The sequence below is a fragment of the Duganella callida genome, assembly GCF_004614165.1.
GTDB lineage: Bacteria > Pseudomonadota > Gammaproteobacteria > Burkholderiales > Burkholderiaceae_D > Rugamonas > Rugamonas callida.
Genome location: NZ_SPVG01000279.1, coordinates 1 through 26,670 on the forward strand (window position 1 = coordinate 1; position 26,670 = coordinate 26,670).

General features: G+C 64.6%; 23 protein-coding genes and 1 tRNA gene. 15 read left to right on the forward strand and 9 right to left on the reverse strand.

Translation table 11 applies throughout. The annotated features are described in order from the left end of the window. The first annotated feature begins 137 nt into the window (after positions 1–137). From E4L98_RS29460 to E4L98_RS29500, 9 genes are all read left to right on the forward strand, one after another. A tRNA-Met gene (locus tag E4L98_RS29460) sits at positions 138–214 on the forward strand. A gap of 120 nt (positions 215–334) precedes the next feature. Next, on the forward strand, positions 335–880 hold the full coding sequence (locus tag E4L98_RS29465) for a PAAR domain-containing protein (protein ID WP_135205102.1): 546 nt from the start codon (positions 335–337) through the stop codon (positions 878–880). Between the two features lie 9 nt (positions 881–889). Further along, positions 890–1,942, forward strand: a complete 1,053-nt coding sequence (locus tag E4L98_RS29470) for a DUF2515 family protein (RefSeq protein WP_135205103.1) — start codon at positions 890–892, stop codon at positions 1,940–1,942. Beyond that, positions 1,939–2,562: a hypothetical protein gene (locus E4L98_RS29475; RefSeq protein WP_135205104.1), complete on the forward strand. Its 624-nt coding sequence runs from the start codon at positions 1,939–1,941 to the stop codon at positions 2,560–2,562. Before E4L98_RS29470 ends, E4L98_RS29475 begins: the two co-directional genes overlap by 4 nt. 434 nt (positions 2,563–2,996) lie before the next feature. Continuing rightward, entirely contained in the window at positions 2,997–5,870 is a 2,874-nt protein-coding gene (locus E4L98_RS29480; RefSeq protein ID WP_135205105.1) for a TonB-dependent receptor, read from the forward strand. Between the two features lie 3 nt (positions 5,871–5,873). Then, positions 5,874–7,004, forward strand: a complete 1,131-nt coding sequence (locus E4L98_RS29485) for a glycoside hydrolase family 88/105 protein (protein WP_229257633.1) — start codon at positions 5,874–5,876, stop codon at positions 7,002–7,004. Positions 7,005–7,017: 13 nt separating this feature from the next. Then, on the forward strand, positions 7,018–8,298 hold the full coding sequence (locus tag E4L98_RS29490; RefSeq protein ID WP_135205106.1) for a DUF2264 domain-containing protein: 1,281 nt from the start codon (positions 7,018–7,020) through the stop codon (positions 8,296–8,298). A 4-nt stretch (positions 8,299–8,302) separates the two neighbouring features. After that, positions 8,303–10,633 carry a beta-galactosidase gene (locus E4L98_RS29495; RefSeq protein WP_135205107.1) on the forward strand — a complete coding sequence of 777 codons (2,331 nt, stop codon included), beginning with the start codon at positions 8,303–8,305 and terminating at the stop codon, positions 10,631–10,633. Positions 10,634–10,827: 194 nt separating this feature from the next. Then, positions 10,828–12,258, forward strand: a complete 1,431-nt coding sequence (locus tag E4L98_RS29500; RefSeq protein WP_229257634.1) for a GGDEF domain-containing protein — start codon at positions 10,828–10,830, stop codon at positions 12,256–12,258. An 11-nt stretch (positions 12,259–12,269) separates the two neighbouring features. Here the strand turns inward: E4L98_RS29500 and E4L98_RS29505 are convergent, their stop codons facing one another. Continuing rightward, positions 12,270–13,028, reverse strand: a complete 759-nt coding sequence (locus tag E4L98_RS29505) for an AraC family transcriptional regulator (protein ID WP_229257635.1) — start codon at positions 13,026–13,028, stop codon at positions 12,270–12,272. Between the two features lie 123 nt (positions 13,029–13,151). Here E4L98_RS29505 and E4L98_RS29510 point away from each other — a divergent pair, with 123 nt between their 5' ends. From E4L98_RS29510 to E4L98_RS29530, 5 genes are read left to right on the forward strand one after another with little or no spacing between them, the layout of a single operon-like run. Then, positions 13,152–14,084, forward strand: coding sequence for a 4-hydroxyproline epimerase (locus tag E4L98_RS29510; RefSeq protein ID WP_135205110.1), 933 nt, complete (start codon positions 13,152–13,154; stop codon positions 14,082–14,084). Beyond that, the gene (locus E4L98_RS29515) at positions 14,081–15,187 is read left to right on the forward strand and encodes an NAD(P)/FAD-dependent oxidoreductase (RefSeq protein WP_135205111.1); all 1,107 of its coding nucleotides are present in this window, start codon (positions 14,081–14,083) and stop codon (positions 15,185–15,187) included. The genes E4L98_RS29510 and E4L98_RS29515 overlap by 4 nt, the downstream gene beginning before the upstream one ends. Then, positions 15,180–15,446 carry a 2Fe-2S iron-sulfur cluster-binding protein gene (locus E4L98_RS29520; RefSeq protein WP_135205112.1) on the forward strand — a complete coding sequence of 89 codons (267 nt, stop codon included), beginning with the start codon at positions 15,180–15,182 and terminating at the stop codon, positions 15,444–15,446. Before E4L98_RS29515 ends, E4L98_RS29520 begins: the two co-directional genes overlap by 8 nt. Then, positions 15,443–16,705, forward strand: a complete 1,263-nt coding sequence (locus E4L98_RS29525) for an NAD(P)/FAD-dependent oxidoreductase (protein ID WP_135205113.1) — start codon at positions 15,443–15,445, stop codon at positions 16,703–16,705. The genes E4L98_RS29520 and E4L98_RS29525 overlap by 4 nt, the downstream gene beginning before the upstream one ends. A gap of 22 nt (positions 16,706–16,727) precedes the next feature. After that, the gene (locus E4L98_RS29530) at positions 16,728–17,633 is read left to right on the forward strand and encodes a dihydrodipicolinate synthase family protein (RefSeq protein ID WP_135205114.1); all 906 of its coding nucleotides are present in this window, start codon (positions 16,728–16,730) and stop codon (positions 17,631–17,633) included. Positions 17,634–17,725: 92 nt separating this feature from the next. On the opposite strand, the gene E4L98_RS29535 is transcribed toward E4L98_RS29530, so the two are convergent. The 6 genes from E4L98_RS29535 to E4L98_RS29560 all read right to left on the reverse strand — a co-directional run bounded on the left by E4L98_RS29535 (position 17,726) and on the right by E4L98_RS29560 (position 23,965). Continuing rightward, entirely contained in the window at positions 17,726–18,715 is a 990-nt protein-coding gene (locus tag E4L98_RS29535; RefSeq protein ID WP_135205115.1) for a LacI family DNA-binding transcriptional regulator, read from the reverse strand. Between the two features lie 66 nt (positions 18,716–18,781). Then, positions 18,782–19,894 (reverse strand): aldose epimerase family protein, encoded by a 1,113-nt coding sequence (locus E4L98_RS29540; protein WP_135205116.1) that lies wholly within the window; start codon positions 19,892–19,894, stop codon positions 18,782–18,784. After that, entirely contained in the window at positions 19,894–21,297 is a 1,404-nt protein-coding gene (locus tag E4L98_RS29545) for an MFS transporter (RefSeq protein ID WP_135205117.1), read from the reverse strand. The genes E4L98_RS29540 and E4L98_RS29545 overlap by 1 nt, the downstream gene beginning before the upstream one ends. A 139-nt stretch (positions 21,298–21,436) precedes the next feature. Then, positions 21,437–22,711, reverse strand: coding sequence for an MFS transporter (locus E4L98_RS29550; RefSeq protein WP_135205118.1), 1,275 nt, complete (start codon positions 22,709–22,711; stop codon positions 21,437–21,439). A gap of 73 nt (positions 22,712–22,784) precedes the next feature. Next, positions 22,785–23,111 (reverse strand): thioredoxin family protein, encoded by a 327-nt coding sequence (locus E4L98_RS29555; RefSeq protein ID WP_135205119.1) that lies wholly within the window; start codon positions 23,109–23,111, stop codon positions 22,785–22,787. Next, positions 23,108–23,965 carry a ChaN family lipoprotein gene (locus E4L98_RS29560; RefSeq protein ID WP_135205120.1) on the reverse strand — a complete coding sequence of 286 codons (858 nt, stop codon included), beginning with the start codon at positions 23,963–23,965 and terminating at the stop codon, positions 23,108–23,110. Before E4L98_RS29560 ends, E4L98_RS29555 begins: the two co-directional genes overlap by 4 nt. Positions 23,966–24,215: 250 nt before the next feature. Between E4L98_RS29560 and E4L98_RS29565 the strand changes: the two genes are divergently transcribed. Beyond that, positions 24,216–24,566, forward strand: a complete 351-nt coding sequence (locus tag E4L98_RS29565) for a PEP-CTERM sorting domain-containing protein (protein ID WP_135205143.1) — start codon at positions 24,216–24,218, stop codon at positions 24,564–24,566. Positions 24,567–24,612: 46 nt separating this feature from the next. Here the strand turns inward: E4L98_RS29565 and E4L98_RS29570 are convergent, their stop codons facing one another. Together E4L98_RS29570 and E4L98_RS29575 are read right to left on the reverse strand one after the other, a co-directional pair. After that, the gene (locus E4L98_RS29570) at positions 24,613–25,008 is read right to left on the reverse strand and encodes a DUF3224 domain-containing protein (RefSeq protein WP_135205121.1); all 396 of its coding nucleotides are present in this window, start codon (positions 25,006–25,008) and stop codon (positions 24,613–24,615) included. Positions 25,009–25,041: 33 nt separating this feature from the next. After that, positions 25,042–26,622: a sensor histidine kinase gene (locus E4L98_RS29575; protein WP_135205122.1), complete on the reverse strand. Its 1,581-nt coding sequence runs from the start codon at positions 26,620–26,622 to the stop codon at positions 25,042–25,044. Positions 26,623–26,670: the final 48 nt, after the last annotated feature.

Genomic DNA, 26,670 nt, shown 5'->3' on the forward strand with positions numbered 1-26,670 from the left:
GAGCATAGCATTCATAATGCTAGGGTCGGTGGTTCAAGTCCACCTATCACCACCACAGAATTCCCGACGAATGGCCTGACCGGCAACGGAACAGGCCATTTTGTTTCAAGGCGGTTTGCTTACCGCCGCTCAGTTTCGGTGATATAGCTCAGTTGGTTAGAGCATAGCATTCATAATGCTAGGGTCGGTGGTTCAAGTCCACCTATCACCACCAAATAAAGAAGCCGTAAATCACGCCGTGATTTACGGCTTTTTGCGTTTCTTGTCCCGCCGCAAAATCCTTTGGCGCCATGCCGGCAACATTGGAGCTTTCCTGTCGAAGCGAGGAAAGCGCATGCAACGCTACCACATCACCCTGGGGGCCAGCACCAGCGCAGGCGGCAAAGTCATCAGCGCCAGCAGCAATTGCAGCATCAACGGCGTCAAAGTCGCGCTGGAAGGCGACGCCATCTTCTGCCCCGCCTGCAAGTCACAAGGCAAGATCCGTAACTTCGGGCCGCGCATTCCGGAAAGCTGGAACGGCAAACAAGTCGCCTTGCAAGACGATCTGTGCATCTGCAAATGCATCTCGCCGCCGCGGCTGATTGCCAACCAAAGCCTGAAATGTCAGCACGTTGGCGGCGGAGGTTCCACTGACTCCGCGGAGAGCGTCGCCTCGTCCGCACGCGAACAAGCTCAGGCCGCAGCACTGACCGAGGAGACGGAGCAAATCGCCCTGCGCCTGATCGACGACCTCACACAGGCACCGCTGAGCGGCAAGCGCTACCGGCTGACGCTGGCGGACAAAACGCTCGAGGGCCAGACCGATGCCGATGGCTATACCCAACCCATCGATGCCGATGATCGCGCCCAGCTGATCGCCTGGCAGATACTCGACTAGGATCGCGCCATGTCCGAGACCATCCTCGCCAAGCATCAGCAGGACAACACGCCATTACACCGCAATACCCTGCCGGTCACCGAGTGCGATGTGCATGACGCCACTGTGGCCGGCAAGCCATGCAAGGCCATCGACGTACCTATCCTCAGCTACGCCAGCATCTGGCTGCGCGTGCAAAGAGAAGCAGAAGCCTGGATCGCGCCCGGCGGCAAACTGATTGCCGATCCGGTGGCACGCAACCGGCGCATCAATCAAGCCTATGCCCAACTCTGGATGGCGGATCACCGGTTCCAATGGGCCGGGCTGGCCGCCTTCGCCTCCAAGCAAGTCGGCTGCGGCTTGCTGCACGCGGCAGACAACATCCGCAAATCGCAGGAAGAAATCATGGCCAACGCCGGCCGGCCCGACATGATGAGCAGCGCCGACATGGCCGCCGCCGACGCCATGCCCGCAGCGATTGGCGGCAGTTCGGCCTACATGTACCAGCAACTCGCACTCGGCAACACCACCCTCTTCCTCGACATCTATCCGCTGCACCGTTTCTTCATGCTAAGAGGAGTTGAAGGCTTAAATAGCTGCCTTGAACAACGCTCCAGTATCGCGGACCAAATTATATGGCCGATTAAAAAATCCAAACTTGAATTCGGTAAGGCACATCAAGCGATCTTCGATGCATTCAAACTGATCACCCAAGGAAAAATCTCAGCAAGCGTTCAGAAGCTGGCCTATCACGAGCAAATTAACATTTTACAGCCAGCGATATACAACGACTTAGCAATGCAGGGTGCGCTGCAAGCCAATCAATTTTCCTGGGTGACCGATTTTCCAAGCGGAGTGGCTGCTGAAATCAAATTAACTCTTTCCGCAGAATGTAGCTCGCAGTCAAAATCCTTAAATATTTGGTTCCCGAAAAACAAATCTGCCAAGCTCTACAACGCAGATCAGCGCATGCGATTTGTCTATGAGGCAGCTGATCGATTCGATGTCCTTTTAGGAGGCACCAGTCGAGACGTACTCACAGCGTCGATTGCAGACATCGCTACAATTGGTGGGAAACGATGAGAAAAATAGTCCGGATTGGCGGAGGGGTGCTATTGGCTGGCGCAGCATGGGCTTATTTCAGACCTCCCGCTGTGACCGAAGTTTCCGTGGCCATTGGCCACTCATTCGAACAGGTGGCACGGAATTCCAGTTTTCCAGTCGCCTCCTCGTCCAATCTGCCGTCGGAGTCCAAGTACGGATTTGGAGCAACCTGGGTGACAAAACCAGCAGTCATTATTCGTTTCGACGACCCGAAATATGGGTTTACACTGCCTGCTACCACCTTTGCAGCAATCGGGTATATGGATAACAAGGTAGATGATATTACCACGTCGCCAATGCTAACCAAACTACCGTTTAAGCAGGCATTTTCGGAATTAACACGTTTACAGCATATTTTTCAAACCAAAGGATGGCGACTGGAGAATAACTCTGCATGGTTTGATGTCAGTGCTGATGGAGCAACTAGGCTGCGTGCTCATCTTAAGTCAGAAGGGGGAAGGTGGATATCAATAGGCGTTCCCTCCAAATATTCCATGTATTTTGGACTGCATTGTGCCAGCGATTGCGACAGCGGGATCGGCTTGGATCGCTATCTGATCGATATCAGCATTGGTAAGGATCACGACACTGATGACTAAATAGAACGTAGACCGTCCCGGAATCGCAAAGTCCACACGGTTCCGGTGGCCCCATGAACTGGAAACCACTACCCGCGTGATCAACGGCCGCCCGCCGCTGCCGCACTGACTGCCAACTTGCACGTCTGTTTTTCCCCACAGCGTCATATAGAAAATTTGCGCTGGTCTATACGAAGTCGGAATACCAAGCCTGCCAAATAATCATCAAGTTGATTGTTTCCAATTTATCCACTTCAGCACGCGTGGGGCCGTTCACCTGTTTTCATAGCTAAACCCGCATTTTTGCTGGCTTGGCACCTGGCTGTTTTGCGGCGCAGCATCGCAGAACAGACTTTTTCATACAGTGTTGCTCCCCTTTTCGGAAGTGTTTAGTCTTGTTTCTGACAGGTCAACAGACAACCTGCACATCCCAGAACAAACCACTGAGGACAACAATGAAAAAGAAAATACTGGAGACCATGGTACCGCTAGCACTGGCGGCCATGTACGCCCCCGCCGCCCTGGCGCAGGATGCACAGCCGGCGCCGACCACCGCCGCCGCCAGCGAACCGCCGCTGCCGTCGCCCAATGACGATCCCGGCACCACCGTGGTGGTGACCGGCTTCCGCTCCAGCCTGCAAAAGGCGCTGAATCTGAAACAGCAAGCCATCGGCGTGCGCGACTCCATTGTCGCCGAGGACATCGGCAAATTCCCCGAAGCGAACGTGGCCGAGTCGCTGCAACGCGTGCCGGGCGTGATCCTGAACCGCGACGAATCCTCGGGCGAAGGCCAGCGCATCTCGATCCGCGGCCTGCCGACCGAATACTCGGTGACCACGCTGAACGGCGCGCCGGTCAACACCACCTCGACCGCCACCATCGGCTCCGCCGCGCGCGGCTTCAACTACGACGTGTTCGCCTCCGAGCTGTTCGGCCGCGTCGACTTCTACAAATCGCCGCTGGCCGAGCTGACTGAAGGCGGCCTGGGCGGTATCGTCGATCTGCAGACGCCGCGCCCATTCGATAACCCCAAGCGCACCATCCGCTACGGCATCACCGATACCTATAACACCACCTCCAAGCACAATGACCCGAACGGCTTCGCGCTGTATTCGAACACCTGGGACCAGCTCGGCTTCCTGATCGGCGTGTCGCACTCGGGCAGCATCAACACCCGCTCCGGCTTCGAAGCCACCGGCGGCTACAACAGCTCCTTCAACGGCAGCCAGAATCCGGTCAAGGGCAACTTCGCGCTGGCGCTGGACTTCAACAGCCCGCTGGCCAACCTCGGCGGCTATACGCGCGACCAGGTGGCCAAAGCCTTCCTGCCGCGTATCTACCGCTTCTACGGTTCGCAGAACGAGCGCACGCGCGACGGCCTGGTGTCGTCGGTGCAGTGGAAGACGCCGACCTTGAACGTCAGCCTGGACACCATGTATTCCAAGCTGGAGAACACCCGCGCGGAACAGCTGTTCGGCATCCTGATCCGCAGCACCGCCACCACCAACCGCAACCTGCCGGCCGGCGCCACCGGCAACAACGGCCTGATCCCGCTGAATGTCAGCATCGATCCTTCGACCAATCTGCTGACGGGCACCTTCGGCAACACCACCTACAATGGCGGCGCCGCCTACACCGAGGACGAGACCAAGTTCGGCTACGGCGCCCTGAACGCCAGCTGGAAGGCCAGCCCGAAACTGACGCTGAGCAGCCAGGTCAGCCTGAACCAGAGCACCGCCACCAGCGCCACCGGCCAGTTGTCCGGCTACATCTACGGCGCCACCTCGACCATCGATTACGGCAGCGATCACGTCTACCCATCGATCTCGTCGCCGACCAGCTACACCGATCCGAACAACTGGAGCGGCTTCACCATCGGCACCGGCTGGACCAAGGAGACCGACAAGGGCAAGCAGGCGCGCGCGACCGCCGATCTGGACTACGACCTGCCCGCCGGCTGGACCGGCCACCTGAAAACCGGCCTGTCCTACGTGGCCACCATCAAGGGCGTCAACAAGCGCAACGGCACCGCGCTGGCCACGGCCAAGCTGAACAGCATCGGCGCGGCCGGCCTGCGCAGCGCCATGACCAGCCAGCTGCCGATCGATCATCTGGACTTCGGCGCCGGCTGGCCGCACAGCTGGGCCACCTGGAACAGCAGCTACTTCTATTCGCAGTTCGATCCGAACGCGTACAACCCCGAGTCCACGTTCACGCCGTCGCAAAGCTTCGCGGCGGAAGAGGATGTGAAGACCGCCTTCGTGCAGTCCGACTTCAAGGGCGAAGTGCTGGGCCGCGAACTGCGCCTGAACGCCGGCGTGCGCTACTCGCGCACCGAGACCAAGATCGACAACTTCAAGCAGCAGGGCACCAGCCTGATTTACTCGCCCAACCATGAGGATGGCGAGTACAGCAACGTGCTGCCGGCGGTCAGCGCCGCCTTCGACGTGGCCGATGACCTGATCTGGCGCGCATCCTGGGGCAAGACCATCACCCGCGCCTCGCTGTCCATCATCGCCGCGCAGACGGTGATCCCGAACCAGTTTGACAACTCGGCCACCTCGGGCAATCCGGGCCTGCGTCCGCAACAGTCGAAGAATCTGGACACCAGCCTGGAATGGTACTTCAAGCCGGGCAGCATGCTGTCCGCCGCCGTGTTCCAGAAGAAGCTGACCGACGCCACCGTCGCCAATACCCGGATCGTGCCGTTCTCCTCGCTCGGTCTGCCCGACACGGCGCTCGGCCCGCTGTTCCAGGACGCCAACGGCCACGTCGACCCGAACCTGGCGATGACGCTGCGCACCTACACCAACGCCGGCGAGCAGACGCTGAAAGGCTACGAGCTGGCTTACCAGCAGGCGTTCAGCTTCCTGCCGGCGCCATGGAACGGCCTGGGCGCGCTGGCCAGCTACACCCACATCAACCCGTTCAACAGCGTGCCGTGGGTGACCAATGCGGGCAAGGTCATCAACGTCAACTCGGTGCCGAAGTACGCCTACAGCACCACGGTGTACTACGAACAGGGGCCATGGGCGATGCGCATGTCCTGGAACTACAAGGACAAGTCGCTGCACCAGGACAGCCCGCGCAACCTCGGCGACGACCTGATACGCTGGCACGCCGGCCGCGGCTACCTGGACGCCAACATCAGCTACAAGATCAGCGACAAGCTGGAGCTGCGTCTGGATGCGCTCAACCTGAGCAACACGCTGGCGTACGATTACTTCGAAGACGCCAGCGGCCAGTACGGCAGCGGCAAGAAGACGCGCATGGACTACGCGAAGTATGATGGCCGCACCATCAAGATCGGCATCCGGGGGAAACTGTAATCCATGATGAAACGACTGTATGCCGCCGCCTTTGTGGTGGCGGGTCTGGCCGGCTGCGCTTCGGCGCCGCCGGCGGTCGATACCTCCGAACAGGAGGTGGTCGCCATTATCGGCAAGGTCAACAACTACTGGCAGCAACGCGAGCCGGCGCAGAAGTGGGCCTTCTGGGACATCGCCGCCTACCACACAGGCAACATGGAGGCCTACCAGATCACCCACAACAAGGCGTGGCTCAAATATTCGCAGGACTGGGCCGCCCACAACCAGTGGCAAGGCGCCAAATCCAACGACAAATCTCAATGGAAGTACCAGTACGGCGAGACCGACGAGCATGTGCTGTTCGGCGACTGGCAGATCTGCTTCCAGACCTACGCTGATCTTTACCGCCTCGATCCCGATCCACACAAGATCGCCCGCGCGCGCGAAGTGATGGAATACGAGATGAGTACCCCCAACAAGGATTACTGGTGGTGGTCGGACGGCCTGTACATGGTGATGCCGGTGATGACCAAGATGTACACCATCACCCGCAACAAGCAATACCTGGAAAAGCTGTACGAATACTTCGACTACGCCAACAGCATCATGTGGGACAACGACGCCAAGCTGTATTACCGCGACGCGCGCTACGTCTATCCGAAGCACCAGAGCGTGAACGGCAAGAAGGACTTCTGGGCGCGCGGTGACGGCTGGGTGTTCGCCGGCCTGGCCAAGGTGCTGCAAGACCTGCCCTACGACGATCCGCACCGCACCGACTTCGTGGTCAAGTTCACCGAGATGGCGAAGTCGCTCAAGGCCGCGCAGAGCGAAGACGGCTACTGGACCCGCAGCCTGCTCGATCCCGCCCACGCGCCGGGACCGGAAACCAGCGGCACCGCTTTCTTCGTCTACGGCTACCTGTGGGGCATCAATAACGGCCTGCTGGAACGCGACGAGTATCTGCCCGTGGTGCGCAAGGGCTGGCGCTATCTGAGCCAGACCGCGCTGCAGCCGGACGGCAAGGTAGGCTATGTGCAGCCCATCGGCGAACGCGCCATTCCGGGCCAGGTGGTGGACCAGAATTCGACCACGGCGTTCGGCGTGGGTGCTTACCTGTTGGCGTCCTCGGAGCTGGTACGCCTGCTGCGTCATTAATCACGGAGATTGAATGGAACGACGACACTTTATCCGCGCGCTGGCGGCCGGCTCCGCCGCCGGCGGCGTGATGGCGGCGCAAGGCGCGGCGACGGCTGCCACTGCGGCGGCGAGCACCAGCGACAACAGCGGCGTCGCCGCGCGCGCCCAACTGGCCGCGCTGGCGCAGAAATTGGCCGAACCGGTACTGACCAATATGGCGGCCGGCACGCTGAAGAAAAACTTCGCACTGGAAGTCAGCCCGACCTGGGATGGCCGCGACAAGGGCGTGGCCTACCTGGAATGCTACGGCCGCCTGATCGCCGGCATCGCTCCCTGGCTGGCCCTGCCCGGCGACGGTACACCCGAAGGCAAGACCCGCAAGCGCCTGCACCAACTGGCCCTGCAAAGCTACACCAACTCGGTCGATCCCTCCAGCCCGGACTACCTGCTGTGGAAAGGCCCCGGCCAGACCCTGGTCGATTCGGCCTACTACACCAATGCCCTGATGCGCGCGCCGAAAGCGCTGTGGGAACCGCTGGACGCCAGGACCAGACAGCGCATCATCGCCGAAATCAAATCGCTGCGCCGCATCGAGCCGCCCTACATCAACTGGATGCTGTTCGCCGCCATGAACGAAGCCTGGCTGATGTCGATCGGCGAAGAATTCGATCCAATGCGCATGAACGTCCCGATCCGCAAAATCCTCGAATGGTACGCCGGCGACGGCTGGATCAAGGATGGCGAAGCCTTCCACTTCGACTACTACAACGGCTACGTCATGCACCCGATGATGGTCGAAATCTTGGACGTGCTGGACGAGAAAAAAGGCGGCTACTGGAACGGCAAACCGGAAGAACTGCGCGCCCAGGCCCTGAAGCGCATGCAGCGCTACAGCGAACACCTGGAACGCTTCATCGGCACGGACGGCAGCTACCCGCCGATCGGCCGCTCGCTGACCTACCGCACCGCCGCTTTCCAGCCACTGGCGCTGCTGGCCTGGCGCAAGCAGCTGCCGCCAACCCTGCCAGAAGGCCAGATCCGCGCCGCGCTGCAGGCGGTGCACAAGGCCGTGTGGTCGGCGCCTTCCAACTTCAACAAGGAAGGCTACCTGACCATCGGCTTCGTCGGCCACCAGCCGGAGCTGGGCGACTGGTACTCCAACAACGGCAGCATGTACATCGCCTCCACCACGCTGATGCCGCTCGGCCTGGCGCCGACCGACAGCTACTGGACCGCGCCGGCGCAGGACTGGACGCAGAAAAAAGCCTTTGCCGGCGCCCGCTTCCCCAAAGACTACCCTGTAAACTACTGAAACCATGACGATCGAATCCGCATCGCGGCGCCGCCTGCTGCAAGGCGCCGGCGCCGCAGTCGGCAGCCTGCTGCTGCCATTGTCCGCGCAAGCCGCCGCGCGCTTCACCATCGGCGACACCGACTTCCTGCTGGACGGCCAGCGCCTGCAGATCCGCTGCGGCGAAATGCACTTCGCCCGCGTGCCGCGCGAATACTGGTCGCACCGGCTGAAAGCCATCAAGGCCATGGGACTGAACACCGTCTGCGCCTACCTGTTCTGGAACTACCACGAATGGCGCGAAGGCCGCTACGACTGGCAAGGCCAGCGCGATGCCGCCGAATTCTGCCGGCTGGCGCAGCAGGAGGGCCTGTGGGTGATCCTGCGTCCCGGTCCCTATGCATGCGCCGAGTGGGAAATGGGCGGCCTGCCGTGGTGGCTGCTGAAAAAGCCAGGCGATGCCTTCCTGCGCACGCGCGATGCCAATTTCGTGCAGCCGGCGCGCCGCTACATGAAGGAAGTCGGCCGCGTACTCGGCCCACAGCAGATCACCCATGGCGGTCCGATACTGATGGTGCAGGTCGAGAACGAGTACGGCTTCTTCGGCGAAGACCTGGCCTACATGCGCGAGATGAAGGCCATGCTGCAGGAAGCCGGCTTCGACGTGCCGCTGTTCCAGTGCAATCCGACCAACGCCGTGGTCAAGTCGCACATTGATGGCCTGTTCAACGTCGCCAATTTCGGCAGCGATCCGGCCACCGGTTTCAAGGCGCTGGACCAGGTGCAGAAAGGGCCGCGCATGTGCGGCGAATACTATTCCGGCTGGTTCGATACCTGGGGTGCGCCGCACCGCCGTGGCTCGGCCGCCGGCGCCGTGGCCGACATCCAGGCCATGCTGAAGATGAACGGTTCCTTCAGCCTGTACATGGCGCACGGCGGCACCAGCTTCGGCCTGTGGGGCGGCTGCGACCGTCCGTTCCGTCCCGACACCAGCAGCTACGACTACGACGCGCCGATCAGCGAAGCCGGCTGGATGGGCGAAAAATTCCAGGCCTACCGCGAGGGCATCAAGCCCTATCTGCAGCCGGGCGAAACGCTGCCGCCGCCACCACCGCAAAATCCCGTGATCGCCATCGCGCCGTTCGGGTTCAAGGAGTCGTGCCCCGTACAGGCGGCGCTGCCGGCGCAGGCGATCAAGGCCGCCTCGCCACTGCCGCTGGAGCAGTACGACATCAGCCGCGGCGTGGTTTCCTATCGCGTCACCCTGCCCGCCGGGCCGGCCGGCACGCTGGAAGCGGCCAAGGTGCGCGACCTGGCCTGGGTCAGCATCGACGGCAGGCAGGTCGGCACCTTCGACACGCGCTACCGCCGCTACAGCGTCGAGCTGCCGGCGCGCAGCAAGCCGGTGACGCTGGAGATCCTGCTGTACACCATCGCGCGGGTCAACTTCGGCGTCGAAATCCACGACCGCAAGGGCCTGCACGGGCCGGTGCGTTTCAATGGCCAGCCGCTGGAGAACTGGGACATCCGCGCCATCGACTTCGACGCCGACGCCGTGCTGCCGCCGCTGACCTGGAAGAAGGGACGCAGCGCGGGCGCGGCCTTCTGGCGCGGCAGCTTCGACGCCGCGCGGACGGGCGACAGCTTCCTCGACCTGTCCGGCTGGGGTCAGGGTATCGTCTGGGTCAACGGCCGCTGCCTGGGCCGCTACTGGAGCATCGGCCCGACCCAGACCATGTACCTGCCCGGCCCGTGGATCAAGGCCGGGCACAATGAAGTGGTGGTGCTGGACCTGACCGGCCCGCGCAGCGCACGCATGGCGGGCCTGAAGACGCCCATCCTCGACCAGCTGCATCCGGAACTGGACCTGGCGCGTCCGCCGAGCAAAGTCAAACCGGCGCTGGACGGCGTCAAGCCGGCGCACGAAGGCGAGTTCGCACGCGGCTCCGCTGTCCAGGACGTGAAGTTCGCGCAGCCGGTACGGGGACGCCAGTTCTGCCTGGAGGCGCTGGACGCCTTCGACGGCAAGTCGCATGCCGCCGTGGCGGAACTGGCGCTGCTCGGCGTGGACGGCAAGACCCTCAACCAATCCAACTGGACCATCGTCTACGTCAGCAGCGAGGAAGCCAGCAAGGAAGACGGCGGCGCTCTCAACGCCATCAACGGCCAGGCCACCGACTATTGGCACACGGCTTACAGCAAAGGCCCGCTGCCCAAACCGCCGCACCGCCTGATCATCGACCTGGGCGCGGACGCCGAGGTGGCCGGTCTGCGCTACACGCCGCGCCAGGGGCCGGACAGCGTCACCGGCCGCATACGCCGCTACCGTGCCTATGTCGGCACGCTGGTGAACTGACTTGGGGACAGACCACGTTTTTGAAACAAAAGACAGACCGCGGTCTGTCTTTTGTTTCAAAAACGTGGTCTGTCCCCAAATTGCATTGACAGCAGGCGACCACCGGGCAATCATCCGGCGTGTTGTCCACAACAAAACTGGCGATGTTCAAATCCGAAAAATTCTGGCGACGCCCTGGTTGGCTGTTTTGCCTGTTGCTGCCCCTGTTCCACTTTGCCAGCGTCAAGCTGACCTTCTTCTGCGCCGTCACCCCGGAAAACGTGGTGGTGGTGTGGCTGCCCAACGCCGTGCTGCTGGCCGCCCTGCTGCGCTTCCGCGGCCAGCGCGCGCCGCTGCTGGCCAGCCTCACCTTCACCTCCGACGTGCTGGCCAACCTCGACGCCTTTCCGTGGTACGAGGCGGTGCTGCTCAGCCTCGTCAACCTGATGGAGGTGGCGATCACCTACCTACTGATGCGCCGCGGTCGGGTATCGCCGGCGCTGCGGCGGCTGCGCGACCTGGTGCGGTTCGTGATGGCCGGACCGCTGTTCGGCGCGCTGCTGGCCGGCCTGCTGGCGGCGCTGGTGCTGCAGCAGGTGGGCGGCGCCACCACCGCCTATCTGACGCTGGCGCGTCTGTGGTGGTTCGGCGATGGCCTCGGCCTGCTGATCTACACGCCGCTGCTGCTGGCCTTCAGCCAGCCGCGTAACGAACGCCTGCGCCTGACGCGCTGGGACGACGCGGCGCTGGCGCTGACGCTGCTGCTGTCGGCGGTGGTGATGCTGGCGCACGGCGGCGAGATCGATGGCGTCTCCGTCACGCCGACGCTGCTGCTGCCGGCTGTGGCGGTGATCGCCTTCCGCTTCGGCACCCGTCTCACCACGCTGCTGGTGGCACTGATCTCGCTGACCACCGCCATGCTGATGACCACCGGCCTGAAACCGTTCGGCGAGGTGCCCATCCACCTGGAAGTGGTGCGCGCGCAGGAATTCATTCTCACCCTGTGCATCATCGGCATCGGCTTCGCGGTGCTGCTGAACGAACTACGTACACGCGAGCGGGAACTGGAAAGCCGGGTGCGCACGCGCACGCGCGAGCTGGAACAGTCGAACGCGCGGCTGGCCGCGATCAGCGCCACCGACGGCCTGACCGGCATCCCCAACCGCCGCCGTTTCGATGAAACCCTGGCCGCCGAATGGGGCCGCGCGCGGCGCCATCGCCAGCCGTTGATGCTGGCCTTGCTCGACGTCGACCTGTTCAAGCAGTATAACGACTGCTACGGCCACCAGGCCGGCGACGACGCGCTGCGCGCCGTCGCCGAGGAACTGAGCCACCACTGCCGCCGCAGCGGCGACTTCGCGGCGCGCTACGGCGGCGAGGAATTCGCCCTGATCGCCGAAGCCGCCGATGAAGACCAGGCGCTGGCCATGGCCGACCAGATCTGCGCCGCCCTCGCGGCCCTGCGCATCCCTCATGCGCATTCGCCCAGCCGGGTACTGACCGTCAGCATCGGCGTGGCGGTCATCACGCCGGAGGAGCAGGACGACATCGCCGACCTGCTGAAAGCCGCCGACGTCGCGCTTTACCGCGCCAAGCAGCTGGGCCGCAACCGCGTCGAACTGGCCTCGGTGCGCGAGAAGGTCTGAAGAAGGTTGACTCAGGCGCCGGCCGCCAGCTGGCGGTACTGGCTGGGCGTCAGACCGGTGGTGGCCTTGAACTGACGGGTGAACGCCGAGTGGTCGCCGTAGCCGCAGGCTTGCGCGATCTCCGCCACGCTGGCGTCGCCGGCCAGCAGCCGCGATGCCGCATCGACGCGGGTCTGGATGATCATCTGGCGCGGCGTCAGGTGGAAGATGCGCAGGAAGTAGCGCTCAATCTGCGCCACCGACATGTTGGCGATGCGCGCCAGCTCCGGCAGCTGCAAGGGCTGCCCGTACTGTTCATGGATCACGTTCACCGCCGCCGCCACCTTGCGGTAGGCCGGATTCTTCTTGTCCGCCATCGCTAGGTCGCGCGAGATGCCGGTCAGGCCGACGATGCGCCCCTGCGCGTCGCGCAGCGCCGTCTTGCGGGTCAGGCACCAGCCGGGGTCGCGGTTGGGATACAGATGCAGCTCCAGCTGGTCTTCGATATCGGCGTCGCCGGCCAGCACCGCCATGTCCTGCGCCAGATAGGTCTGGCCGAAGGGATGCGCGAACACCTCGGCCGGGGTGCGCCCGATCAGCGCCGACTTGTGCCGCTGGCCGCAACGCTGCACCAGCGTCTGGTTCACCACCACGTAACGGCCTTCTACGTCCTTGACGAAGAAAACCACGTCCGGCAACGCGTCGAACAGCCCCTCGGCAAAGAAGGGATCAACGATATTTGCTGCCATTGCGCGGCGTACCGCCTCATTGTTGAGCGAAGTAGTCTGCATGGTTTTTATTCTGCCAGCAGTGCCCGGCCACGTCTGCTGTTTTTTGGCGATTATGCAGATTTCGTCATCCATCGTGCGCAGACCTTGCAAGACAGCGCCACGCCGCCGGCCTAAGATGAAAGCATGAAAACCATCTCCATCATCGATTCCCACACCGGCGGCGAGCCGACCCGCCTGGTGACCGACGGCGGCCCGGATCTGGGCCACGGACCGCTCAGCGAGCGCGTGGGACGGCTGCGCGCCGCACACGACAACTTCCGCTCCGCCGTGGTGTGCGAACCGCGCGGTTCCGACGTGCTGGTCGGCGCCCTGCTGTGCGACCCGCATGAAGCAGATTGCGTGGCCGGCGTCATCTTCTTCAACAACGTCGGCTATCTCGGCATGTGCGGCCACGGCACCATCGGCCTGGTAGCCTCGCTGGCGTTCATGGGACGCATCGCGCCGGGCCGCCACCGCATCGACACGCCGGTCGGCGTGGTGGAGGCGGAACTGCACGCCGACGGCAGCGTCACCGTGGACAATGTGGCCTCCTACCGCAGCCGCGCGGCCGTCACGCTGGAGGTGCCGGGTTACGGGCCGGTCACCGGCGACATCGCCTACGGCGGCAACTGGTTCTTCCTGATCGCCGGCCACGGCCTGGAACTGGGCGTGCGCAACGTGGAGGCGTTGACCGCCTACACCATGGCGGTGGCGCAGGCGCTGGCCGACCAGGGCATCACCGGCGACAACGGCGCGGTGATCGACCACATCGAACTGTTCGCCGATTCGCGCACCGGCGCCGACAGCCAGAGCTTCGTGCTCTGCCCCGGCAAGGCTTATGATCGTTCGCCCTGCGGCACCGGCACCAGCGCCAAGCTGGCCTGCCTGGCGGCCGACGGCAAGCTGGCCGAGGGAGAATTGTGGAAGCAGGAAAGCGTGATCGGCAGCGTGTTCGAAGCCTCCTACCGTATCCGCGACGGCCAGCTGCTGCCCAGCATACGCGGCAAGGCCTGGGTCAACGCGCAGGCGCAGCTGATCCTCGACCCGAGCGATCCTTTCGTCTGGGGCATACGGTGAACAATGTCGACGTGATCGTCATCGGCGCCGGCATCATCGGCGCAGCCTGTGCGGATGCGCTCAGCGAGCGCGGACTGCGGGTGGCGGTCGTCGAGCGGGACATCGCCGGCGGCGGCGCCACCGCGGCCGGCATGGGCCACCTGGTGGTCATGGACGACAATCCGGCCGAACTGGCGCTGTCGGCCTATTCGCTGTCGCTGTGGCGCGACCTGGTGGGCGACCGCCCGCAACGCCACGAATACAGCCCTTGCGGCACCATCTGGGTCGCCGCCGATGAAGAGGAAATGCAGGCGGCGCTGGGCAAGGCGCAGACCCTGCACGGCTACGGCCTGGTGTGCGAAGTGCTGACGCCGGCCGCGCTGTATGCGCGCGAACCGCAGCTGCGCGCCGGCCTGGCCGGCGGCCTGCTGGTCAAGGGCGACGGTCTGGTGTATCCGCCCAAGACCGCGCGCCTGCTGCTGGACCGGGCCATGCGGCGCGGCGCCACCACCAAGCGCGCCACTGTCACCGCCATCGAAGACCACGGCGTGGTACTGGACGACGGCTCGCGCCACGTGGCGCAGCACATCGTGCTGGCGGCCGGCACGCGTTCGGCGGCACTGCTGCCGGAACTGCCGATCGAACCGAAGAAGGGCCATCTGGCCATCACCGACCGCTACCCCGGCTTCGTGCGCCACCAGCTGGTGGAACTGGGCTACATCAAGAGCGCCCACGCCAGCAGCGGCGACTCGGTGGCGTTCAACCTGCAACCGCGCCCCACCGGACAAATCCTGATCGGCTCCTCGCGCCAGTTCGACACCACCGATCCCGCCGTCGAGCCGCCCATGCTGCAACGCATGCTGCGCCACGCCAGCACGTTCACCCCGCAGCTGCGCGAACTGAATGTGGTGCGCTGCTGGACCGGCTTTCGCGCCGCCACGCCGGACGGCCTGCCGCTGATCGGCCCGAGCGGCCTGCGGCGCGGCCTGTGGCTGGCCACCGGCCACGAAGGCCTCGGCATTACCACCTCGCTGGCCACGGCGCAGCTGCTGGCCGGGCAGATACAGAAAAGCATTCCGCGCATCCCTTACGCGCCCTACCTGCCGGAGCGCTTCCATGCCTGACGGCGCCATGATCAGCCTGACCATCGACGCGCAAACGATCAGCGTGGCGCCCGGCGTCAGCGTCGCAGCGGCGGTCGCCCTGGCCGGCAGCGGCGTCACCCGCCGTTCCGTCAGTGGCGCCGCGCGAGCGCCCTTGTGCGGCATGGGCGTGTGCCAGGAATGCCGCGTCACCATCGACGGCCGCCCCCACCAGCTATCTTGCCAGACCCTGTGCGCGGAAGGCATGCACGTGGTTACCGCCAGCGAGGGCCTGTCATGAAACACTACGACGTGCTGGTGGTGGGCGCCGGTCCGGCGGGCCTGTCGGCCGCGCATGCGGCGGCGGAACACGGCGCGCGCGTGGTCATCGTCGACGACAACCCGCAGGCCGGTGGCCAGATCTGGCGCGGCGGCCCCGAACTGCAGGCGGATGCGCGCGCGCAGCAGCTGTGGCAGGCCTTGCGACAGTCCGGCCGCATGGTGTTCCTGCCGCAGACGCGCGTGCTGTACTCGCCGGCGCCGGGTGAACTGAAAGTGCAGACGCCGCACGCATCCGACACCCTGCACTATGAAAAACTGATACTGGCCACCGGCGCGCGCGAACGCCTGCTGCCCTTCCCCGGCTGGACCCTGCCCGGCGTCACCGGCGCCGGCGGCCTGCAGGCCTTGGCCAAGGGCGGCTATCCGCTGGAGGGCAAACGGGTGGTGGTGGCCGGCAGCGGCCCGCTGCTGCTGGCCAGCGCCGCCACGCTGCGGGCGCGTGGCGCCCACATCGTCGCCATCGTCGAACAGGCATCGACGGCGGCGCTGCTGGGCTTTGCCGTCGGCCTGCTGGCGACGCCGTCCAGGCTGGCGCAGGCATTGCAACTGAAGGGACAACTGCGCGGCGTGCCGTATCTGCGCGACAGCTACGTGCAATCGGCGCACGGCGACGGCATGCTGCAATCGGTGCAGGTGCAACGCGGCGGCGTGCCCGACATGGAAAACCTGCAGTGCGACTATCTGGCCTGCGGCTACGGCCTGCTGCCGAACGTGGAACTGGCGCAGGCGCTGGACTGCGCCACCGTCACGCGCGACGGCCAGACCGTGGTCAGCGTCGACCAGTGGCAGCAGACCTCCGTGGCCGGCGTGTACTGCGCCGGCGAAGGCACGGGCGTGGGCGGCGTCGACCTGGCGCTGGCGGAAGGCCGCATCGCCGCCCTGGCCGCGCTGGGGCGCACGGAACAGATGCGGCAGGCGCTGGCCGAGCGCGCGCGCTGGCGCCAGTTCGCCGGCCGGCTGCAGCGCGCCTTCGCGCTGCGTCCCGAAGTGCGCACCCTGGCTGGCGACGACACCATCGTCTGCCGCTGCGAGGACGTCTGCCACAGCGAACTGCGCAGCCACACCACCTGGCGCAGCGCCAAGCTGCAGACCCGCTGCGGCATGGGTCCGTGCCAGGGCCGCATCTGCGGCGGCGCCACCGAAATCCTGTACGGCTGGCGGCCCGACGCGGTGCGCCTGCCGATATCCCCGACCCGCATCGCCAGCATCATCGATTAACCATTTCACCAAGGAGAACAGCATGGCCGCAGCAAAATGGGAAGGCGTCTTCCCCGCAGTAACCACCAAATTCAAAGAGAACGAAGACCTCGACCACGCCGCGATGGAGCAGCACTTCAACTTCCAGATCGACAGCGGCGTGGATGCCCTGCTGACCTGCGGATCGCTGGGCGAAGCCAGCACCCTGTCCTTCGACGAAAAACTGGACGTGGCCAAGACCGCGCTGACCGTGGCCGACGGCCGTGTGCCGGTGCTGCTGAACGTCAGCGAAACCCGCACCGCCACCGCCTGCCGCTTTGTCGAAAAGGCGCACGAGCTGGGCGTGCAGGGCCTGATGGTGATGCCGTCGGTGCTGTACGCGGCCGACGCGCGCGAAGCCATGGACAACCTGCGGGTGATCGCCAAGGCGGCGCAACTGCCGATCATGGTGTACAACAACCCGGTTTCGTACAAGGTCGACCTGACGCCGGAAGACTTCAAGCAACTGGCCGACTGCGAATGGATCGTCGCCATCAAGGAATCGACCGACAACGTGCGCCGCATCACCGACCTGCGCAACGCCGTGGGCGACCGTTACCAGCTGTTCATGGGCGTGGACGACCTGTCGTTCGAGGGCCTGGCCGCCGGCGCCGACGGCCTGCTGGCCGGCCTGGTGGTGGCGTTCCCGAAAGAAACCGTGGCGCTGTACAAGCTGATGAAAGCCAAGCGCTATGACGAAGCGCTCAAGCTGTACCAATGGTTCATGCCGCTGCTGCACCTGGACGTCTCGACCAAGCTGGTGCAGAACCTCAAGCTGGTGGAAGCGCTGTGCGGCGTCGGCAACGAAAACGTGCGCCGTCCACGCCAGCCGCTGCAAGGCGCCGACCGCGCGCGCGTGGTGGCCATCGTCGAAAACGCCCTGGCCACCCGCCCCGACGTCAGCGTCTAAACTCCGGGGTCAGGTCTTTCATTGCGTCACGGGCTCTGCCTTAGCGGTCGCTAAGGCAGAGCCCGTGACGCAATGAAAGACCTGACCCCGGATTAGCGTTTGTGGGTCGAGCCGCGCAGGATCAGCTGCGGCTCGATGGTGGTGGTGGTCGGCGATTCCTTGCCGTCGATGGTGGCGATCAGTTTTTCCATCGCCGCCGAGCCCATGCGCTCGCTCTGCAGGTCCACAGTGGTCAGCGGCGGCGAGGTGTATAAGCCGTATTGGATGTTGTCGAAGCCGCCCACGGAGATGTCTTCCGGCAGCTTGAAGCCCAGCGATTGCGCGGCCTTCATGAAGCCCAGCGCCATCAGGTCGTTGTAGCAGATCAGCGCGTCGGGATGCTCGGAGCCCAGCATGATCGCTGAGCAGACGCGCTCGCCCTCGGCCGCGGTCGGGCCGCTGGCTTCGTGGATGGTCAGCTCCAGCCCGTGCGCGGCCATGCATTCGCGGATGCCGCCCAGGCGCTCCTCGTCGCGCCGCGAGCGCGGGAAGCTCAGGTAGGCGATGCGCTTGTGGCCCAGCGAAACCAGGTGCCGCGTCAGCATGTAGGCGCCGCGGTGGTCGTCGCTGATCACCCAGGGGATTTCCAGCCGCGTCAGACGACCGAAGAAGACCAGCGGCTTGCCCAGCTCGGTCATCCAGTCCATTTCCTTTTCCAGCATGCGCGAGAACACGATCATGCCGTCCACCCGGCGGCTCAGCGCTTCCAGCAGCGGCCGCTCGCGGCCCGGGTTTTCCTCGGTGTCGACCAGCAGCAGGGTGTAGCCGTGCGCCAGCGCGACGCGGTTGGCGCCCTTGACGATGCTGGTGAAGTGCGGATTGCTGACGTCCAGCACCGACAGGCCGATGCTCTTGGTGCGGCCGGTGATCATGGACGCGGCCAGCGGGTTGGAGCGGTAGCCCAGCCGTGCAATCACTTCGGTGATGGTCGCTTCGACCTGCGGCGAGAACCGCTGGGCGCCATTGACGAACTTGGAAACGGTGGCAGTCGAGACGCCGGCGGCGGCGGCCACATCACGGATGGTTGCTACGTTTTTTTTCATGGTCAGACTGTAATGCGCGGCGGCTGCTGCGTCCAGGCGCCAATCTTATCATGAAGGTATGAGCGCCTAGCCGCCCGGCGGCGCCTGGGTGAAGCGGAAACTGGTCTGCGAACGGAATAGCTGACCCGGATACAACGCCGTACTGGGGAAATTGGCGTGGTTGGGGCTGTCCGGCAGGTGCTGGGTCTCGAAGGCGAACGCGCCGTGACGCTGGTAGCCGACGCCTTCGCTGCCGACCTCCTTGCCGTCGAAGCCGTTGACCGTGTACAGCTGCGCCGACGGTTCGCTGGTGCCGACTTCCATGCGCCGGCCGCTGGCCTGGTCGGTGATGGTCGCCACGGTCGCATACTGGCCCAGTGGCTTGCTGAACAGCAGGCTGTGGTCGTAGCCGCCCGGTACCGACGCCAGCCGTTCGCTGACGCTGGCGGCGCGGCGGAAATCGAACGGCGTGCCGTCCACCGGCGGCATGGCGCCGGTCGGGATGCGCAGGTTGTCGGTCTCGAGGTAGCGGTCGGCGGCGATCTGGAAGCGGTGGCCGGCCAGCGTGTTGGCGGCGGCGCCGGCCAGGTTGAAATACACGTGGTTGGTCAAGTTCAGCACCGTCGGCTTGCTGGTGCTGGCCTGGTATTCGATGCGGAATTCGTCGCTCTGGCGCAGCAGGCGGTAGGTGACGCTGACTTCCAGCGCGCCCGGAAAGTGCTGGTCGCCGTCCGGGCTGTGCAGGGTATAGACCGAACCCAGCGAGTCGGCGTCCTCGAAGTCCTTGCGCTGCCAGACGCGCTTGTCGTAAGGGTCGGGATCGCCGTGGATGGCCATGCCCTTGCCGTTGGCGACCAGCTGCACGGTCTGCCCGTCCAGCGTGTAGCGGGCATTGGCGATGCGGCCGGCGTAGCGGCCGATGATGGCGCCGTAGCGGCCGCGCGTCTGTTCGAACGCCGCCAGGTCGGGCAGGCTGAGGATGACGTTGCGGCGCCGACCCTGATTGTCGGCGACGTCGGCCTGCACCAGCGTGGCGCCGTAGTCGATGTACGCCAGCCGCATGCCGCGCGCGTTTTCCAGCACCACCTTCTGCACCGGCTGGCCGGCGGCGGTGACGCCATACGGCTGCACCTGGATGCCGGCGGCGGCCAGGGCGGAGGCGGACGCCGCGCCCAGCGCGGCCAGCAGCGCGAGACGCATCACAGGTCGGTGATTTCCTTGTGGCGCGGCACCAGGGCTTTCATCACGCCCCAGGCGATCAGGTAGGCGGTGGCGCAGATGGCGAACATGATCATGTAGCCGGTGCCGATGTCGTGCGCGGCCTTGTAGTAGTCGAACACCCAGCCGCCCAGCTTGGTCAGGGCGACGCCGCCGATGCCGCCGGCCATGCCGCCGATGCCGATCACCGAGGCCACCGACTTTTGCGGGAACATGTCGGACACGGTGGTGAAGATATTCGCCGACCAGGCCTGGTGCGCCGAGGCGCCGACGCCGATCAGCAGCACCGGAATCCAGTAGCTCACCGAACCCAGCGGCTGCGCCAGCAGCACCACCAGCGGGAAGAAGGCGATCACCAGCATGGCTTTCATGCGGCCGTCGTACGGCGCATAGCCGCGCGCCATGAAGTAGCTGGGGAACCAGCCGCCGCCGATCGAGCCGACCATGGTCATGCTGTACAGCACCGCCAGCGGGATCACGATGGCTTCGCCCTTCATGTTGTACTGCGCGGCCAGGTAGGTCGGCAGCCAGAACAGGAAGAACCACCACACGCCGTCGGTCATGAATTTGCCGAAGGCGAAGGCCCAGGTCTGCGGATATTTCAGCAACTGCATCCACGAGACTTTCTTGGCGGCGGCAATCGACGCTTGCTCGCTCTTTTCCACCGGCGCGGCCGAATCGCTGCGGATGTAGGCCAGCTCACCGGCCGACAGGCGCTTCTGCTGTTCCGGCTTGTCATACAGCCACAGCCAGACGCTCATCCAGATGAAGCCCAGCATGCCGATCATGATGAAGGCGGCCTGCCAGCCCCAGATCGCGGCCAGGATCGGCACCGCGATCGGCGCCAGGATCGCGCCGACGTTGGCGCCCGAGTTGAAGATGCCGGTGGCAAACGCGCGTTCCTTTTTCGGGAAGTATTCGGCGGTGGCCTTGATCGCGGCCGGGAAGTTGCCGGCCTCGCCCACCGCCAGCACCGCGCGCGACACCATGAAGCCGATGATCGACGGACCGGCCACGATGCCGAACGCGCCCAGCACCGGCACCAGCAGTTCGCCCATGGGCACCGAGGCGGCGTGCAGCAGCGCGCCCAGCGACCAGACGGTGATCGCCACCACGTAGGCGGCCTTGGTGCCGATCTTGTCGACCACGCGGCCGGCAAACAGCATCGCCAGCGCGTACACGAACTGGAAGGCGGCGGCGATGTTGGCGTAGTCGGTATTGCTCCAGCCGAATTCGGCCGACAGGGCCGGCGCCAGCAGGCTCAGCACCTGGCGGTCCAGGTAATTGACGGTGGTGGCAAAAAACAACAGCCCGCAGATGGTCCAGCGGTATTTACCGACAGACTGGGCCACGGCTTGCGCGTTGACAGGCTCGCTCAGGTTCATGTGATCACTTATTGTGTGGTTATCTTGATGATCTCTCGGTCTCCACGAGATCATGCTTTAAGTCGTATGTCATCGTACAACCATAAAAGCTTGGAAGCAAGCAGAATGATACGTCTGCCCGCCGATGTTGTACGACGACTTACTTGACTTTGGCCGGCAGCAATGCCAGCAAACTGATCACTGCCGCGGCCGACAGATAGTAGCCCACATATTGCAGTCCGTGGTTGGTCGCCAGCCAGGTGGCCGCGTACGGCGCCAGCGAGGCGCCCAGGATGCCTGCCAGGTTGAAGGTCAGCGAGGCGCCGGTGTAGCGCACCTCGGCCGGGAACAGTTCCGACAGGATGGTGCCCAGCGGGCCGTAGGTCAGCCCCATCAGGCCCAGACCGACGCACAGGAACACGGTGACCTGCAGCGGGTCGCCGGAGCCGAACATCGGCGCCAGCGCCAGACCGAACACGGCGATCGCGGCCGACACCCAGATCAGCGTGCTGCGGCGGCCGGCGCGGTCAGCCCACACCGCCGAAAACGGAATCGTCAGCGCGAAGAACAGCACCGCGAACAGCTGCAGCACCAGGAAGTTCTGGCGCGAAAACTTCAGCGCGGTGGTGCCCCAGCTCAGCGCGAACACCGTCATCAGATAGAACAGCACGAACGTGGCCAGCGCGATCAGCGTGCCCAGCACCAGCGGCAGGCGGTGCTGATGCCACACCGTCAGCACCGGCACCTTGACGCGCCCGTTCTTGTCCAGCACCTTCTGGAAATCCGGCGTCTCGTGGATCTTCAGCCGGATGTACAGGCCGACGATCACCAGCAGCGAGCTGGCCAGGAAGGGAATGCGCCAGCCGTAGGCGAAGAATTCGGCGTCGCTGAGCGTGCGGCTCAGCAGCAGGAAGATGCCGCCCGACAGGAAGAAGCCGATCGGCGCGCCCAGCTGCGGGAACATGCCGTACCAAGCGCGCTTGCCCGGCGGCGCGTTTTCGGTGGCCAGCAGCACCGCGCCGCCCCACTCGCCGCCCAGGCCCAGCCCCTGGCCGAAGCGGCACAGCGCCAGCAGCGCCGGCGCCAGCGTGCCGATGCTGGCATAGGTCGGCAGCAGGCCGATCACTACGGTCGAGATGCCCATGGTCAGCAGTGCCGCCACCAGCGTGGCCTTGCGCCCGATGCGGTCGCCGAAGTGGCCGAACACGGCCGAGCCCACCGGCCGGGCGAAAAACGCGATGGCAAAGGTGGCCAGCGATTGCAGGGTGGCGGCAGCCGGGTCGCCGGCCGGGAAGAACAGCTTGGGGAACACCAGCACGGCGGCAGTGGCGTAAATGTAGAAATCGAAAAACTCGATGGTGGTGCCGATCAGACTGGCAAACAGCACGGTGGCCGCCGAATTGGTCCTGGACGCTCCCGGGTGAGACTGGCTCATGCTTGACGCTCCTGCGACGATGGTGTGCGGGTGATCATACACACCACCTTGCCGGATTGCCAAGCAACTGGCGCTACGCCGGCGGATCTATTTGCGCAAACGCCGCGGCGATGTCGCTTGCCTTCAACGGCCGCACCAGCCGCGCCACCTCCTGCCCGTCGCGCAGGAAGATCATGGTCGGCCACAGCTTGACGCGGAACGAGCGGCCCAATGGCCGCCCGGGCCCATCCTCGACCTTGTAATGGGCGACGCTGTCATGGCCGGCATATGCCTGCTCCAGCGGCGCCTGCGCGGCCATGCAGTGGCCGCACCAATTGGCGCCGAATTCCAGCATGGCGGCGCCCCGCAGGGCGTCGACTTCGGCGCGCTGCGGCGCCTCGGGGGTATAACGTGTCTTCATTTTCTAACCTGCCTGCATGGATAGTCGCGTTCCTGCGGCGCCAGCGTTTGCATCGCGTCGTAGCGGCCCTCGTTCTCGCGGTCTTCGGTAAAGCCGACACTGCGCACTGTCAGCGCCGGCTGCACCTGCCGCAGCCAATAAGCGACGCCGACGTCCTTGCGCACGTGGCCGTTGCCGGCGATCAGCACCACGTCGCGCGGCCGCTGGTCGCGGATGATTTTGGCCATCCAGATATCGCGCGCCACCTGGGCGTCGACCATGCCGCCTATCATCATCTCCGGCAGCATATTGCAGTGGCCGGCCACGATTTCCCGCTGCTGCACCTCGCGCACCGCCGCCGGCAGCGGCTGCTCCAGCTTGTAATCCTTGATACTTTGCGGATCGAAACTGGATTTGACGCCGTCGCGCACCACGCGCGAGGCATCGGCGCGCGACAGATTGCCGGCCACCAGCGGCAGCTGATAGGTCAGCGCCAGCTGGATCACAGGATAATACAATTGCCAATCCCAGCGCGCACCGGCCGCCACCTGGATGAGGCACTGGGCGTCGACACAGCCTTTCTGCGCCTTGTCGAGCAGATCCTGGTTTTCGCGGTCGAACTGTTCCATGACGATGGCCGGCCGCCAGCCGGCCTCGACCCGCTGGCGCAGCAGCTCATAGCGCAGCTTATGACCTTGCGCATTGTCGTGGACCTCGCCCAGCAATAACACCTGCGGCGTGTCCGCGCCCAGCAGCCCCGGCGCCGGCCGGGTCGCCGCCGGTTTGGCGCCGCCCCAGCCGGCACAACCGCTCATTGCCAGCACTGCGGACAGCAGCAGGGCCGCACCGGCACGCTTTTGATAGTTCCAAATCATAAACATCTTATAGTTGAGTAAGTGTAAATCATCTGCACTGCACGGCAACGCCAAAGGGTGTTGCTGCGACGCAAAAATTGCTTGTTCCAAAAGAAAAAGACATGGCAATATGTTATGGATTATGTTCTAATACCGTTATGCCAGCGAGCGCCACATTATGCCTTGCTGCCAGCCTGAAATTCATGTATTTACCCGACCTTAACTTCCTGTCCAACGTCGTTCTGCCGGGAGTATAAAAATCGTGAAAGTTATGTCCCTGATCTCGACTGCTTTAATTGCCTTGGGCTTTGCCGGCGCCGTCCAGGCCACGCCGGCCGCGCCGGAAAAACCGCCAGTTGCGCATGCTGCGCCTGCAACAATTGTACTTGCCCATTGCGAGGCCAACGACCCGACGCCGTGCGGCATCAACGGCGCGCCGGCCCGCACCGCCGAGTCCGATCCGAACACCCTGGCGCCCGCGGCCGATCCGAAGCAACAGGCCAACACCGAGCCGGCCACGCCGGTGCCGGAACCGCAAACCTTCATCATGCTGATGCTGGGCCTGGTGGTGCTGGGCTTTGCCTCGCGCCGCAGCTCCAGCACGGAAAAGTTCAGCGACTGAGCCCCGTCGCTACGACACGATCCCGCCGCCGGCGGGATTTTTTTGTCTAGGCCGGCAGGGAATAGTCGAAGTCGTAATAATGCTTGCCGGCTTCGATGCGGATATTCAGCGTGCCGCTCAGGCCACTGAGCTGATCGCGGCCGGAGTCGGGCACCACCGCCACGCTCAGGCCGGTCGCGCCGCGCGCCATGGTGCCGGTGTGGTGCAGCAGGAAGCTGCCGCTGCGCCCCTCCAGCGTGCCTTCGACTTTTTCCATCGCCAGGTAGGCGCCCGACATCAGCGCGCGGTCCATGAAGGCCAGCATCTCGCCCCTGCCGCTGGCGGACAGCGCGCCGTGATAGCGCTTGTCCAGCGACATGCGGCCGATGCCGCTGTCGGCCGCGACCTCGGACATGGCTTGGGGTTGCATGGTGACGTCAAATTCTCCGCTGACGATGGGCATGGGATCTCCTGGAGTGAGGGATAGGGATAGGCGCTAAGCGTGCAGGCGGGCGTCCGCGTGCAGCGCACTGTCGTCGGCGGGGGTGACGCAGGGCATGCGCAGCACGAAACTGGCGCCCTGGCCGAGTACGCTCGAGACGGTGATGCTGCCGCCGAACTGCTTGGCGATCAGGTTGAACACGATATTCAGGCCCAGGCCGGTGCCGCCCTGGCCGCGACGGGTGGTGACGAAGGGATCGAACACCTTGTCCAGCATGTCGGGCGCGATGCCCTTGCCGTTGTCGGTCACGCGCATCTCGATCCAGTCGCCCTGCTGCGCCACGCCGATCTCGATGCGGCCCTCGTCCTCGGGATCGAAGGCGTGCTCGACGCAGTTCAGCGTCAGGTTGGTGATCACCTGGGCCAGCGCGCCGGGGTAGCTGTCCATCATGATGTCGGGCGGGCAGACGATGCTGACCGCGAGGCGGGTCTTCTTCAGCTTGGGCTGCAGGCTGGATACCACCTCGTTGATGTAATCGCGCAGCTCGAAGCGGCGGCGCGCCTCGCTGACCTGGTCGACCGCGATCTGCTTGAAGCTGTGGATCAGGTGCGCCGCGCGGTAGGCGTTGTTCATGATCAGGCGCGTGCTTTCGGACGCCGTCTCCAGGTAACGCGTGATGTCGGATTTCTTGATGTTGCCGCCCTCGACCGAGGCCTGCACCTTCTCGGTCGCCTCCATCAGCACCGAGGCGCTGGTCAGGGCGATGCCGACCGGCGTGTTGATCTCGTGCGCGACGCCGGCCACCAGCCCGCCCAGCGAGGCCAGCCGCTCGGCCTGCAGCAGCGATTCCTGCGTGCGGCGCAAATCGTCCATGGCCTTGGCCGTGGCCTGGGCCGACTTGCGCGCCTCGTCCTCGGCCTCGCGGATGCGCTGGATGTTCGATTTCACCTTGCGCTGGATGGCGTTGAAGCCGCGGATCACCTCGCCCAGCTCGTCGTGGCGGTTGTCGGGCAGTTCCTCCACCTCGTCGCTGCCGCGCGTGGCCAGGTCGAACAGACCGTCGCGCAGCTGCTTGAGCGGGTCGAACACGATGCGCAGCGACAGCGCCAACGCCGCCACCAGGATCAGGTCCAGCAGCAGCACCTCGGTAACCTTGCGGCGCACCTCGGCGGCCAGGGTGGCGTCGATCTGGGCGCGGCTGAAATTGACCACCACGCGGCCGACGATCACCGGCTTCAGCGCCGCGCCGGCGGCGCCGGAATCGCGGTAGGCCAGGTCGGCCACCACCGGCGTGCCGCCCACGGCGGCGTCGTTCTCGATCGAGCTGATGGTGCCGTTGTCATTGCGCAGCTTGCCGGAAAACAGCCCCACCGAGGTATCGTAGACGCGGATCGATACCAGCTCGGGCGGCATCATCTCGGCGGCGACGATGTTGTCGACCTTGGCCTTGTCCAAATCCCACAACGCCGACGGCAGACTGGTCTGCAGACGCGTCAGCACGCCCTGGCGCAGGCGCTGGCTGCTGACTTCGAGTTCGTGGCCGAGGCTGTACTGGGCGTACGTCCCGGAAATGCCCAATACCAGCGTGACGATGACCACAAACAGCAGCGTCAAACGGCCTTGAATACCAAACATCAACGATCTCCCGACGACATGGATTTGACGGCAACGTCCCAATGTACG